Annotated in this window: 6 protein-coding genes and 1 riboswitch; of the genes, 2 read left to right on the top strand and 4 right to left on the bottom strand. The window is 65.0% G+C overall.

The genetic code is table 11. From position 1 onward, the window contains the following. On the bottom strand, positions 1–1,637 hold a 1,637-nt coding region (locus ACIQUI_RS28085; RefSeq protein WP_403204271.1), incomplete at its 3' end, for a TonB-dependent siderophore receptor. A gap of 246 nt (positions 1,638–1,883) precedes the next feature. Next, positions 1,884–2,774 carry a universal stress protein gene (locus ACIQUI_RS28080; RefSeq protein ID WP_403204269.1) on the bottom strand — a complete coding sequence of 297 codons (891 nt, stop codon included), beginning with the start codon at positions 2,772–2,774 and terminating at the stop codon, positions 1,884–1,886. Between the two features lie 109 nt (positions 2,775–2,883). Continuing rightward, positions 2,884–3,061: riboswitch (yybP-ykoY riboswitch) on the top strand. Positions 3,062–3,063: 2 nt separating this feature from the next. On the opposite strand from ACIQUI_RS28080, the gene mntP reads away from it, so the two are divergent. Continuing rightward, the gene (gene mntP / locus ACIQUI_RS28075; protein ID WP_403204267.1) at positions 3,064–3,630 is read left to right on the top strand and encodes a manganese efflux pump MntP; all 567 of its coding nucleotides are present in this window, start codon (positions 3,064–3,066) and stop codon (positions 3,628–3,630) included. A gap of 95 nt (positions 3,631–3,725) precedes the next feature. Here the strand turns inward: mntP and ACIQUI_RS28070 are convergent, their stop codons facing one another. Next, complete coding sequence (locus tag ACIQUI_RS28070; protein WP_403204264.1) at positions 3,726–5,123, bottom strand: efflux transporter outer membrane subunit; 1,398 nt, start codon at positions 5,121–5,123, stop codon at positions 3,726–3,728. A gap of 15 nt (positions 5,124–5,138) precedes the next feature. Further along, entirely contained in the window at positions 5,139–5,921 is a 783-nt protein-coding gene (locus ACIQUI_RS28065) for a helix-turn-helix transcriptional regulator (protein WP_403204261.1), read from the bottom strand. Positions 5,922–6,343: 422 nt separating this feature from the next. Here ACIQUI_RS28065 and ACIQUI_RS28060 point away from each other — a divergent pair, with 422 nt between their 5' ends. Next, positions 6,344–12,679, top strand: coding sequence for an amino acid adenylation domain-containing protein (locus tag ACIQUI_RS28060; protein WP_403204259.1), 6,336 nt, complete (start codon positions 6,344–6,346; stop codon positions 12,677–12,679). Positions 12,680–12,829: the final 150 nt, after the last annotated feature.

Here is a 12,829-nt window from a genome sequence, read left to right as displayed (position 1 = left end):
ACGTTTTCCTTGACGATGTGGTACACCGCTGCATCCACACTAAGCTGGCGATCCAGCGGCTCCCACTTCACGCCCAGTTCGTAGGACTTGCCTTTTTCCGGGTCAAAGCCACCTCCCGCGAAGGGCGTGCCACTGTTGGGCTTGAACGAGCGTGCGGTGTTGGCATAAACCGCAACCGTATCGGTCAGGTCGTAGAGCAGGCCGAAGCGGGGCGTGACCCCGTTCTCGCCCTTGCTGAAATCGCCGGCATCGGTCAGCTTGTTGTCGTAGTCATGCTCGAAGCGCTCGAAGCGCACCCCTGCCAGCGCCTTCAAGCGCTCGGTCAGGGCTACCTGGTCCTGGATGAAGAAGGCCCAGGTCTGCAGGTTTTCCTTGTCCCAGGTGGTGGTGCGGGTAAGCGCTGGCCGAGTCTGGCCCAGGACCGGGTTGTAGATGTCGATAGGGTAGGTGCCATTGGCCGCAGAGGAGCGCTGAATGATCGAGTTGTAGTCGTAGTTCTCGTACTCGACGCCGGTCAGCAAGGTATGGCTGAAACCGCCCGTATCGAAATGCCCGGTCAGGTTCAGTTGCCAGTCACGATCGGTCCATTCCAGCTTGCGGTAGTTGAAGTTGCGCTGCAGCGTGCGGCCATCTGCCGGTGCGCCGTTGGCTTCGACAGCGTTGCCCTTGAGCGAGCCATCGAGGAACTGGAACCCACCCGCCAGCGTCCAGCTGTCGTTCAGCAAATGCTCGAAACGCACCTGGGCCATGTTGTTGTCGTTGTGCAGCAGGTTGTCGCTGCCTTTTTCCCATATGTAGGTATCACGCGAAGCGCTGCCGGTCTGTGTTGCATAGCGGGTCAGGCCGCGGTCCAACGGGTGGTTGTTACGCATGAAGTCGCCTTCGAAGATGATCTTCGTGGCGTCATTGACCTGCCAGCTGATGACTGGCGCCACATCGTAGCGTTCGCTTTCAACGTCGTCACGGAAGCTTTCACCGCCTTCACCCAGCACATTCAGGCGATAGGCCAGCGAGCCGTCGCTGTTGAGTGGGCCAGTGGCGTCCAGCGTGGCGCGGTGCATGCCCTGGTCATCGAACTGGCTGCCCAGGGTGACCTTGGACTCTGGCAGGGGCTGCTTGCTGACCACGTTGAACGTACCACCGGGGTCGCCACGGCCGTACAGGCTGGTAGCCGGGCCACGGATCACTTCCAGGCGCTCGACGGTATTGGCGTCCGGGGCGTTGGGGTAGCCGCGGTTGATCGGGAAACCGTTGCGGTAGAACTCGCCCGTGGTGAACCCCCTTACGGTGAAGGTGGTCAGGCCCTGGCCGCCAAAGTTGTTGGCGCGGCCGACACCGCCGGCGTAGTCCAGGCCGTCCTGCAGGCGCGTGGCGCCAGTGTCTTGCAGCACATCCTTGGGCACTACGCTGACCGATTGCGGCGTTTCGTGCAGCGCCGTGTCGGTGCGGGTGGCACTGGCCGAGCGGGTGGCCTTGTAGCCCTGGACCGGGCCATCGGCGCGTTCACTGTCGGCGCTGCCGGTGATGCTGAGGGCCTGGAGTTCGATCTGCGCGGGTTCGCTGAGCGGTTCGGGCTCGGCAAAGGCCAGCGGGGAGACAGCATGAAGCACACAAAGCGAAACGAACGTGCGACGCATCGACGGTACGATCCTGAAGTAGGGCGCTGAAGGAGAGGGTAGGGAAGCGCCGCGAAATTACTACGAATCATTATCAAATGCATTCTTTTTAAGTGGCACTGGTGTACCAGATACCAAGCAGGCCGGTCAGTGCTGGTTTCTTCGCGGGCGCGCCCGCTCCCACAGGGATCCCCTTTTCCTGAACCTGTTAGGAAATCCTGTGGGAGCGGGCATGCCCGCGAAGGGGCCAGGCCAGGTTACAGACCCTCAGCGCACCGCCTTGATCGCCAGCACATTGCACAGCGGATGCTCCAGCACATGCGCCGTCGTTCCGCCAAGGTATGTCTGCATGGCGTCATGCCGGTGGCTGCCCATCACGATCACATCCGCGCGGCTGTGGCCGACAAACTGGGCGATTGCCCTGATCGCGGCGCCTTCAAGAAAGTGCCGGCGCTCCAACGGGATCTGGTGGTGGTCACCCAGGCGGTTGAATGCCGCCCGCTGCGCGGTTCGCACGCTGCCATCGAAACCCGGCATGGTCACCGTGCCGGCGCCGAAATCGGCGATGTGGGTCTTGGCTGCATCGCACACATGCAGCAAGTGCAGTTCGGCGTCGCATTGCAGGGCCAGCGCATGCGCTGCCTGTATGACCTGCTCATCCAGGTGCTCGCCGGCGCCGTGGCTGTTCAGGTCCACCGCTGCGGCAATCTGCCGGGGCAGGGGCAGGCGTATGTCGCTGAACAGGTGCACGGCAACCGGGCTGTCCTTGAGCAACTGCCAGTCCAGTGGCGTGACCATCAGGCGTTTGAGCACCGGTTCGTGTTGCACGTCCTTGACCAGCAGGTCGCAGCCTTGTCGTTCGACCCGTTCCAGGACGCTGCCCAGCGGGTCGCGGGTCAACAACAGTTCGGTGGACACATCAAGGCCCGCATTGCCCAGTTGTTCGGCCTCATCCGCCAGCCACTGGCGGTTGTCGCTGAGCAGCCGCTCACGCTCGCGGCCATCGCTCATCAAGCCAAAGGTGTCGACATCATCGACGAATACGTTGATATCCAGCAGTGCCCCGCTGGACTCCGCCAGCGCCGCTGCGCGTTGCAGCGCCGGCGTGTGGCGCATTTGCGGGCCGAGCATGACGAACAAGCGCTTGAACTGGCTCATCTCACACCTCCACGTGTGGCAGCCCCCCGGTTATTGGGTTCTGTACAGTCTAGACCCGTGTAGGGCCGGTAAACCGTTCACGCTTTTTTCACCTGACGCTGGTATCATCCCCCCACTCTTTGGGGAGTAGCCTGCCTTCGCGCCCTTGCGAAGGCGCACCGGTCAACATATTTGGCAACCTGCCATGGCCTGTGCATCCAGCCGGATTGGCGAGACCAACGACCTTTCTGTGGCCAAGCCGGGCCTGCAGAAGGCTGTCGTTGACTCGTAGCCCGGCGGAGCCTGATCGTTGAATCCCATTTCCCTCGTTTTCCTTGCCTTCGCCATGTCCACGGATGCCTTTGCGGCCGCCATCGGCAAAGGTTCCAGCCTGCACAAACCTCGCCTGGCCGAAGCCCTGCGCACCGGGCTGATATTTGGTGTGATCGAAGCCATTACCCCGGTCATTGGCTGGTTGCTGGGCCAGGCAGCCAGCCAGTATGTCGAACAGTGGGACCACTGGATTGCCTTCTTCCTGCTGGTGTTGCTGGGCGCGCACATGGTGCATGCCGGGCTCAAGCCCGATGAAGAAGAGGAACAGAAGCAAAGCCAGCACTCGTTCTGGATACTGGCGGTGACGGCAGTGGCCACCAGCATCGATGCCCTGGCGGTGGGCATTGGCCTGGCATTCGTCGATGTGAACATCTGGGTGGCGGCAGCGGCGATCGGCCTGGCGACCATGACCATGGTCACCATCGGCACCATGCTGGGCCGGGCCTTGGGCTCGGTGGTAGGCAAGCGCGCCGAGATCATTGGCGGCATCGTGCTGATGCTGGTGGGTGCGACCATCCTGTATGAGCACCTGACAGCGCTGTAAGCATTTTTGCAGTCTTATTCAAAGTCTGAAAGCTTGCACAATCTCTGTGGGAGCCCGGGGTTGACGCGATACCTGCGGGAGCGCCCGCATCGCATTCAATCGCTCTCGTTCCACCCCCCACCCAACGCCGCATACAGCTTCACCTCTGCTACCAACTGCGCCAGGCGGTCGTTGATCAGCCCCTGCTGGGCGCTGAACAACGAGCGCTGCGCATCGAGAAAGACGAGGCTGCTGTCCACGCCGATCCGGTAGCGGTGCTCGGCCAGGTCGTAGTAACGCTGGCTGGACGCCACCAGGTCGCGCTGCGCCTGCAACTGGCGCTGATAGGTCGCCCTAGCCGCCAACCCGTCGGCTACCTCCTGGAAAGCACCCTGGATGGCTTTCTGGTACTGCGCCACCTGTATGTCCTTTTGCAGGCGCGCGTAGTCCAGGCTCGCCCGCAAGCTGCCGGCGGTAAAGATCGGCAGGCTGATCTGCGGCTGGAACAGCCAGGTGCCAGAGCCGCCATCGAACAGGCCGTTGAGCTCGGGGCTGGTGCTGCCGGCATTGGCGGTCAGGCTGATGCTGGGGAAGAACGCTGCCCGCGCTGCGCCGATATTGGCATTGGCCGCGCGCAGTTGGTATTCGGCCTGGCGTATGTCGGGCCGGCGTTGCAGCAAGTCCGATGGCAACCCGGCCGGCAGCCCGGCAATCTGCTCGGTTGCCAGGGGCAGGGCGGCCAGGTCGGCGGCCACCGGGGCGCCCACCAACAGCGCCAGCTGGTTGAGGTCTTGCGCCACCAGGCGCTTGTAACGGGCCACTGCTGCCCGGGTACTGTCGACACTGGTACGCGCCTGGATCTGGTCCAGTGCCGACACCGTGCCGGCACGGCGCTGGTTGCTGGTCAGGCGCAGGCTGCGCTCGTCGGCCACCAGGGTTTCGTTGGCCAGGGTCAGTAGTTCCTGGTCGGCGCGCCAGGTCAGGTACACGCTGGCGACACTCGCCACCAGGCTCAGACGGGTACTGCGCCGTGCCTGGTCACTGGCCAGGTAGGTCAACAGCGCCTGGTCGCTGAGGCTGCGCACCCGGCCAAACAGGTCCAGTTCGTAGGCACTCACCCCCAGGGTCGCGGCATAGCTGGAACTGATCACCCCCTGGCCGGTGCCGGTCATGCCCCTTGGCAAGTACTGGCGCTGGCCCTGGCCATTGGCCGTTACCTTGGGCAGCAGGTCGGCACGCTGGATCCGGTACTGCGCCTGGTAGGCCGCGACGTTGAGCGCGGCCGTGCGCAAGTCGCGATTGTTGGCCAGGGCATTGTCGATCAGCTGGCGCAGTACCGGGTCGCGGAACACCTGCTGCCAGTCCTCGGCCGCCTGGGTGCGTGACACGTTGCCGGCGTAGGCTGCCCCCTGCGGAAAGTGTGCCGCCACGGACGGCTCAGGTCGCCGGTAATCAGGGGTAAGGGTACAGCCGCACAAAAGTACGGCGCACAAGGTCAGAACATGTCGGGGCATCGCAGGGTCTCGCAGTCAGGCACCGGCCATCCATTTCGCCAGGCCATGGCGGCCACTGACCCCCAGTTTGGCAGTGGCACGCTTGAGGTAGGTTTCCACCGAACTGTTCTTCACATTCAGCCGCTGGGCCATCTCTGGCACCGTACCGCCGGTCAGCAGGCCCAGGCACACCTCCTGTTCGCGGGTCGACAGGCGTACCGCTTCCTGCACCAGCCGCTCACCAAACGAATGGCGCAGCGAGCCTGCTTCAAGGTCGGCCAGGGGCGACCCGGCGCGACGCATGGCGCCCTGTTCAAGCAGCTGGCCGTGGTGCTCCACCAGCGGCAGCAGGGTGTCGGACAAGCTCTTGAGCTGCGACAGTTCACTCAGGGAGAAGGTGCGCTGGCTTGGCAAACGATGAAAACTGATCACCCAGCGTTTGCTGCCACTGCACGATACCAGGTGGCACTGGTGGGCATTCTGGCGCGGATGAAGGGCGCCCGGCGGTGCCTTGAGCTCGATCAGCAACGGGTCTTTCATCTGCATGATGCGTTGCAGCAACGGTTGGCGCACGTTGTCGATGGCAGCGTGAGCGGGTTGCAGCCCGGCACTGCCCAGTACCTCGATGTGGCTGACATTGGCCCGCTGCAGGTCGAGGGTCCATTCGCTGAGTTCGAGCCGTTGGACAGGCACTTGTGCTTCGACCAGGCGTAACATCTGGTCGGCAAAGCCTGCAGCGCCGGTGCTGGCGATCAGTTCCCCCAATTGCAGGTACAGCTGTGGGTCGGGGCGGTATTCGCGGCTGTCGGTCTGCATCATTTCCTTGTCTTCCTCGGTTCAGGGTATTGCGGCGGGTGATCTCGCTGTCGAGTGCTCCGTGTGGGTTGGCATTACGGGAGGGTGGGCGTATTCAAGCCCGCTACCGGGCGGGCGTCTGTAATGGAAAACCGGGACAGAAAATGCCACCGATCTGCCGCAGCCGGTGGCTGCCGGGCAGGGCAGTTTTTGCGCAGATTCGCACCAGGCCGGCTATTTGACGCCAGAAGCACGGCGAATCTCGCCTGTTCGCGGCGTATACCGTGTGCCGTAGGCCATCGTGGATGGCGCGGTGTGGCTAATTTCCTACACGTTTTTCAGCAGCCCGCCCTGCGGGGGGCGATTGTCCGGGATTAACGGGCCATACAGCTGCAGGCGGCGATGCTTGAATCCGCGGATGATCAACCAGAAGGACCTGCCGAATCATGCCCGCCGTCGAAACCTTTGCCCTGACTGTTGCCCAACGTGACATCTGGCTGGACCAGATCAGCCATGGCGACTCGCCGCTGTACAACATCGGCGCGTATGTGGAGTTGCAGGGCAGGGTGGATGCCGGGCAGTTGCAGCAGGCGCTGCAGCACCTGGTGGCCGAGCATGATGGCCTGCGCACGGTAGTGGTCACCGAAGGCGGCCTTGCCCGCCAGTATTTTGCCGAGCACATGGCCGTGCCACTGGCCCGGCACGACCTGCGCCAGGCAAGCGAGCCGTTTGCCGCTGCACTGGCCTTGCTGGAAGCACAAATGCGTACGCCCTACAGCCTGGATGCCAGCCCTTTATGGGGCGCAACGTTGATCCGCATTGCCGACCAGCGTTACCTGCTGGCGGTGCAGGCCCATCATCTGATTCTCGATGGCTGGGGGGTAGACCAGTGGTTCAAGCAGCTCGCCGACTGCTACCAGTTGTTGCAGCAAGGCCTGCCCTTGCCGCGCGGGGCAGCCTCCTACCAGGCCTTCATTGCAGACGATGCCCAGTATCAGGTGTCTACGCGGCATGCCCGCGACCGCGACTACTGGCTGGCCAGCTACCAGCAGTTGCCCGACGCCCTGCTGGCCCCGCGCGAGCGCACTGCGCCGGCGAATGGCTGGCCCAGTGGCGCACAGGTGCAAGCGTTCGACTGCCAGTTGCTGGCACGCATGCGCCGCTTTGCTGCCGGGCTGCAAGCGTCGCCACTGCATGTGCTGCTGGCTGCGTTGCATGTTTGCGTGACGCGCACCTGGCAACGTGACGAATGGGTGGTCGGGCTGCCCGTGCGCAACCGCGGCAACGCCCGCTTCAAGGCAACCCTGGGGCTGTTCACCCAGGTGAGTGCGCTGCGCATGGGCTTTGCCCGCGAATGCTCGTTCGCCGCGCTGGTGGAGGGCATTCGCGATGCGTTGAAACAGGATTATCGCCATCAGCGCTTTGCCCTCAGTGAACTCAACCGCAGCCTCGGCGTGCTGCGTGAAGAACGGCCGCAGCTGTTCGAACTGATGGTCTCGTTCGAAGAAGACAGCAACGCCTTGCAGATTGCTGACGCGCCTGGCCACACCGTGATGATCTGCAATGGCCACGAACCGACGCCGTTGAGTATCCACCTGCGCTGCAACAGCCACAGCGACGCGGCGACGCTGCATGTGGTGCACAACCGGGCCTGGTTTGCCGATGATGAAGCCCGGGCGCTGGCCGGGCGCCTGCTGCATGTGCTGGAGCAAGGGCTACAGCAGCCGCAGGCGTTGCCCGGCCAATTCGACCTGCTGACCGGCAGCGAGCATGCTGCACTTGAACAGTGGCATGCCACGCAAATGCCAGTGGCTGATGCGGGCCTGATTCAGCAGCGCATCCAGGCCCAGGCCAAGGCGCGGCCGGCGGCAGTGGCTGCGCTGCACAACGGCCAGGCGCTGACCTATGGCGAACTTGAGCGGCGTGCCGAACTGCTGGCGCAACACCTGGCAGGCCTGGGTGTGCGGCCTGAACGCCGGGTGGCGCTGATCGCCCAGCGCGGGCTGGACACGTTGGTGGGGCTGTTGGCCGTACTCAAGGCTGGCGCCGCCTATGTGCCGATTGACCCGGCTCATCCGCGCGAGCGGTTGGCTTATCTGCTGGAAGACAGCGCGCCTGACGTGCTGCTGACCCTTTCCCGGCTGACCGAGCGCTTGCCGGCCCACGGCCTGAGGCAGGTCGAGCTGGATCGTTTCGACTGGGCCGCCACGCCAGCCGCGGCGTTCCGGTTTGCACCGCAATCGCCAAGCGACCTTGCCTATGTCATCTACACCTCCGGTTCCACCGGCTTGCCCAAAGGCGTGATGGTCGAGCAGCACATGCTGGCCAACCTGGTTGACTGGCACTGCAGCAGCTTCGACCTGGGCCCCGGGCGGCAGCAGTCGAGCCTGGCCGGCTTCGGTTTCGATGCCATGGCCTGGGAGGTCTGGCCGGCGCTGTGCAGCGGTGCGACCCTGCACCTGGCGCCGGTGCGCGATGGCGCCGAAGACATCGACGCCTTGCTCGCATGGTGGCGGGCGCAGCCGCTGGATGTCAGCTTCCTGCCAACCCCGGTGGCCGAGCACGCGTTTGCCCAGGGCGAGCTGCACCCGACCTTGCACACCCTGCTGGTTGGCGGTGACCGCCTGCGCCGCCTGGCCCGCGAGCGCCGTTACCGGGTGATCAACAATTATGGCCCTACCGAAACCACGGTGGTGGCCACCTCCGGCCAGGTCGTGGCGGGTGGGCCGCTGCATATCGGCGGCCCGGTGGCCAACACCCGGCTGTACGTGCTCGATGAGCAGCGCCAGTTGCTGCCACCCGGTGCGGTGGGTGAACTGTATGTGGGGGGCAAGGGCGTTGCCCGCGGCTACCTGAACCGGCCGCAGATGACGGCCGAGCGCTTTCTGCACGACCCGTTCAGCCCGCAAGCGGGGGCACGCATGTACCGCACCGGCGACCTGGTGCGCTGGCTGCCCGACGGTACCCTGGAATACCTCGGGCGTAACGACGACCAGGTGAAGATCCGCGGTGTACGGGTTGAGCTGGCCGAAATCGAGGCTGCCCTGGCCAGCCATGCGGCCGTGCGCGAATGCGTGGTGATGCTGCGCGACGGCCAGTTGCAGGCCTGGTTCATCGGTGACGCGCCGGTGACCCCGCGTGTGCTGCAAGAGCACTTGCGCGAACGCCTGCCGGTTGCGTTGCTGCCGGGTGCCTATGTACGCCTTGAGCGCTGGCCGCTGACCACCAATGGCAAGCTGGACCGCCGCGCCTTGCCGCAGGCCGACGAGAGCGCCAAGGTGCGCCGTGAGCATGAAGCGCCACAAGGGCCGGTCGAGCAGCAGCTGGCGCAGCTGTGGGCCGAGTTGCTGCAGGTTGAGCGGGTAGGGCGCCAGGACCATTTCTTCGAACTGGGCGGCCATTCGCTGTTGGCCGTGCAACTGGTCGAGCGCCTGCGTCAGCAAGGCTTGCAGGCTGACATTCAGGTGCTGTTCGGCCAGTCGACCCTGGCCAGCCTGGCGGCCAGCGTGACCCAGGTCGACAGCCCGGTGGTGCCGGAAAACCGGGTGCTGTCGGGTTGCCAGCAGATCACCCCAGGCATGCTCGCGCTCACCGAACTGGACCAGGCTGCCATTGACCGGATCGTCGCCACGGTGCCGGGCGGTGCTGGCAACGTGCAGGAAATCTACCCCCTGGCCCCCCTGCAACAGGGGCTGCTGTATCACCATGTCACCGATGCCCGCGACCCCTATCAGCAGCAGGCCTTGTTCACCTTCGACAGTCACGAGCAGCTGCAAGCCTTTATCGTTGCCTTGCAGCAGGTGATCGAGCGCCACGACATCCTGCGTACCAGCCTGTGCTGGGAGGGGCTGGAACACCCGCAGCAGGTGGTCTGGCGCCAGGCGCAGTTGCCGGTTGAGCACTGGCACGGCCCCGCCGGGCAGTTGCGCAGCCATTTCGACCCGCAGCAGCGCCCGCTGGACCTGCGCCAGGCGCCGATGATGGCGCTGGTGTGCAGCGAAGATGCCGGGCAGGGCCGTTGGCTGGGCCTGTTACGCTTCCATCACCTGGTCAACGACGCCGTATCGCTGCAGGTGCTGCTGGGCGAACTGGAGGCCTTCATGTCCGGGCAGAGCGAGCGCTTGCCCAAGCCAGTGGCCTACCGCGACTATGTCGCCGCTAGCACCCAGGCCGAGCGCCAGGCTGGCCACGCTGCCTTCTTCAGCAAGCAGCTTGCCGGTATCGAGCCACAAGCACCGATCAGTGGGTGCGGGGGCACAACGGTCGATGAGCAGCAGCTGGAGCGCCACGACCACTGCCTGGCCAGCGAACGTGTCGCTGCGCTGCGTCAGGAGGCGCGGCAACAGGGCGCCAGCCTGGCCAGCCTGCTGCACCTGGCCTGGGCACAGGTATTGGGCACCCTGGGCGGGCGCGACGAGGTGGTGCTGGGTACCGTGCTGCTGGGGCGCAGCATGGCCGGCGCGGGTGCCGGTCGGGCCATGGGCATGTTCATCAACAGCTTGCCGCTGCGTGTCACCCTGGCACAGCGTTCAGCGGGCCAGGCGTTGAGTGAAACCCACGCCGGGCTGGCCGCGCTGCTGGCACATGAAGACGCGCCGCTGCTGCTGGCCCAGCGCTGCAGCGGCTTGCCAGCAGGCAGCGCGTTGTTCGACAGCCTGGTCAACTACCGCCAGGGTAGCTTGCCGTTCGGCCAGGTGCTGCCAGGTGTGGAACTGGCCGAGGCCAGCGAGGTACACAGCTACGGGCTGGTGTTGACCGTGGATGAGCAGGCGGACTCGCTGCAACTGGCCATCCGCGCCCCACGTGCAATCGGTGCGCAACGGGTCATGGACTATTTGCTCAACGCCTTGCAGCAGTTGGGCGATGCGCTCGCCAGGCGCAACAGTGCGGGCCTGCAGACCATGTGCACAGTGCCGTCCAGCGAGCTGCAGCCATTGTTGCAGGGGTTCAACCGCACTGAAGACACCCACAGCCCGACCTGGCAGACCCTGCCCGCGCTATTCGAGGCTCAGGCCCGGCGCACGCCCAAGGCCATTGCCTTGCAGGCAGGCGACGACAGCCTTGACCACGAAACCCTCAACGCCCAGGCCAACCGCCTGGCCCATCAGCTGATTGCCCAAGGGGTCGGCCCTGACAGCCGGGTGGCCGTGTGCGTCGAGCGCAGCGTTGCGCTGATGGTCGCCTTGCTGGGCGTGCTCAAGGCGGGTGGTGCCTATGTGCCGCTGGACCCTGGCTACCCGCAAGAGCGCCTGCGCTTCATGTTGCAGGACTGCACCCCGGCCTTGGTGCTGGTGCACGGCGCAACGCAAGGCCTGTTCGCCTCGTTGCCATGCCGCTGGCTCGACCTCGACGACATCGGCTGGCAGGCCAACCCGGCCGATAACCCACAGGTGGCGGGGCTGGGGCCGTCACAACTGGCCTATGTGATGTACACCTCGGGTTCCACAGGTACGCCCAAGGGCGTGATGGTCGAGCACCGAGGCCTGTGCAACCTGATGCACTGGGGTTCGCAAATCTGCCCGCCGCGCCCGGGCGACGCCTTGCTGCAACGGGCACCGTTCACCTTCGATGGCTCGGTGTGGGAGTTGTTCTGGCCGTTGACCGCCGGTTTGCGCCTGGTGCTGGCGCGCCCCGATGGCCATCGCGACCCGGCGTACATGGTGCAGCTGATCCAGGCGCAGCAGGTCAGCATCGTCAAGTTCGTGCCGGCGCTGCTGCATCAGTTTCTCGAACAGCCGGGTGTTGAGCGTTGCACCAGCCTGACCGACATTTTCTGTGGGGGCGGTGAGCTGACCCTGGCCCTGGTGCACAGCGTGCGAAAACACCTGCCCAACGTGCGCCTGCACAATGTCTACGGCCCTACCGAAGCCACCGTGGACAGCACCGCCTGGACCTTGCCAGCGCATGCACCGCTACCCACGCAGGCGCCGCCGATTGGTCGGCCGATCGCCAATACCCGGCTGTACGTGCTCGACGCCCATGACCGGCCGGTGCCGTTGGGTGCGGTGGGGCAGCTGCACATTGGTGGTGTCGGCGTGGCGCGTGGCTACCTGGGGTTGCCGCAACTGCAGGCCGAGCGCTTCATTGCCAGCCCGTTTGTCGAGGGCGACCGCCTGTACCGCACCGGTGACCTGGTGCGCTACCGCGTTGACGGCGACCTGGACTTCATCGGCCGCAACGACTTCCAGGTCAAGTTACGCGGTTTGCGGGTGGAACTGGGCGAAATCGAAGCCTTGCTGGCTGTACACCCGGCGGTCGGGCAGGCAGTGGTGCTGATGCGTGACGAGCGCCTGGTAGCGTATTTCACCTGTAGCGAAGGCCAGCAGGCACCGGCGCTGGAGGCGTTGCGCAGCCACCTGTTGGCGCGCATGCCCGAGTACATGGTGCCGCAAGCGTTCGTGGGGCTGGCGGCGTTGCCGTTGAGCGCCAATGGCAAGGTCGACCGCAAGGCGCTACCGGCACCAGGTGCGGAGGCTGTGATCAGTCGTGAGTACCAGGCACCCCAGGGCGAGCTTGAAACAGCGCTGGCCGGGATCTGGACCGAGGTGCTGAAGATCGAGCAGGTAGGCCGTGACGACAACTTCTTCGAGTTGGGCGGGCATTCGTTGCTTGCGGTCAGCCTGGTGGCACGCATGCGCCAGGCCGGGTTGCACGTGGATGCCAGGACCCTGTTCAGCCAGCCGACACTGGCTGGGCTGGCGGCCAGCACCCAGCGCGAGCAGGTTGCCGTGGTAGTGCCGCCAACCACCATTCCCAGCCTGGGCAAGCGCCGGCGCCTCTGACCCGCGAAACCGGCAATGCGTTGCATGGCACCGGCTGCGCCGGTGTTCGCGGCTGAAGCCGCTTGTATGGTGATACTTGAAGGGGTGGTGGGACGAAAAAGCCGATTCTGACTGTTCACAGCAGTACAGACCGTGGGAGACATCGCCCCA

Origin of the sequence: Pseudomonas sp. NPDC090592, assembly GCF_044769185.1 — a bacterium.
Lineage (GTDB): Bacteria > Pseudomonadota > Gammaproteobacteria > Pseudomonadales > Pseudomonadaceae > Aquipseudomonas.
This window is presented reverse-complemented; position numbering and strand designations above follow the sequence as displayed.

Excerpts from the sequence above, each read along its gene's own strand:
- ACIQUI_RS28080 (WP_403204269.1), bottom strand. The coding sequence starts at position 2,774 with ATGAGCCAGTTCAAGCGCTTGTTCGTCATGCTCGGCCCGCAAATGCGC.
- ACIQUI_RS28070 (WP_403204264.1), bottom strand. The coding sequence starts at position 5,123 with ATGCCCCGACATGTTCTGACCTTGTGCGCCGTACTTTTGTGCGGCTGT.
- ACIQUI_RS28065 (WP_403204261.1), bottom strand. The coding sequence starts at position 5,921 with ATGATGCAGACCGACAGCCGCGAATACCGCCCCGACCCACAGCTGTAC.
- ACIQUI_RS28060 (WP_403204259.1), top strand. The coding sequence starts at position 6,344 with ATGCCCGCCGTCGAAACCTTTGCCCTGACTGTTGCCCAACGTGACATC.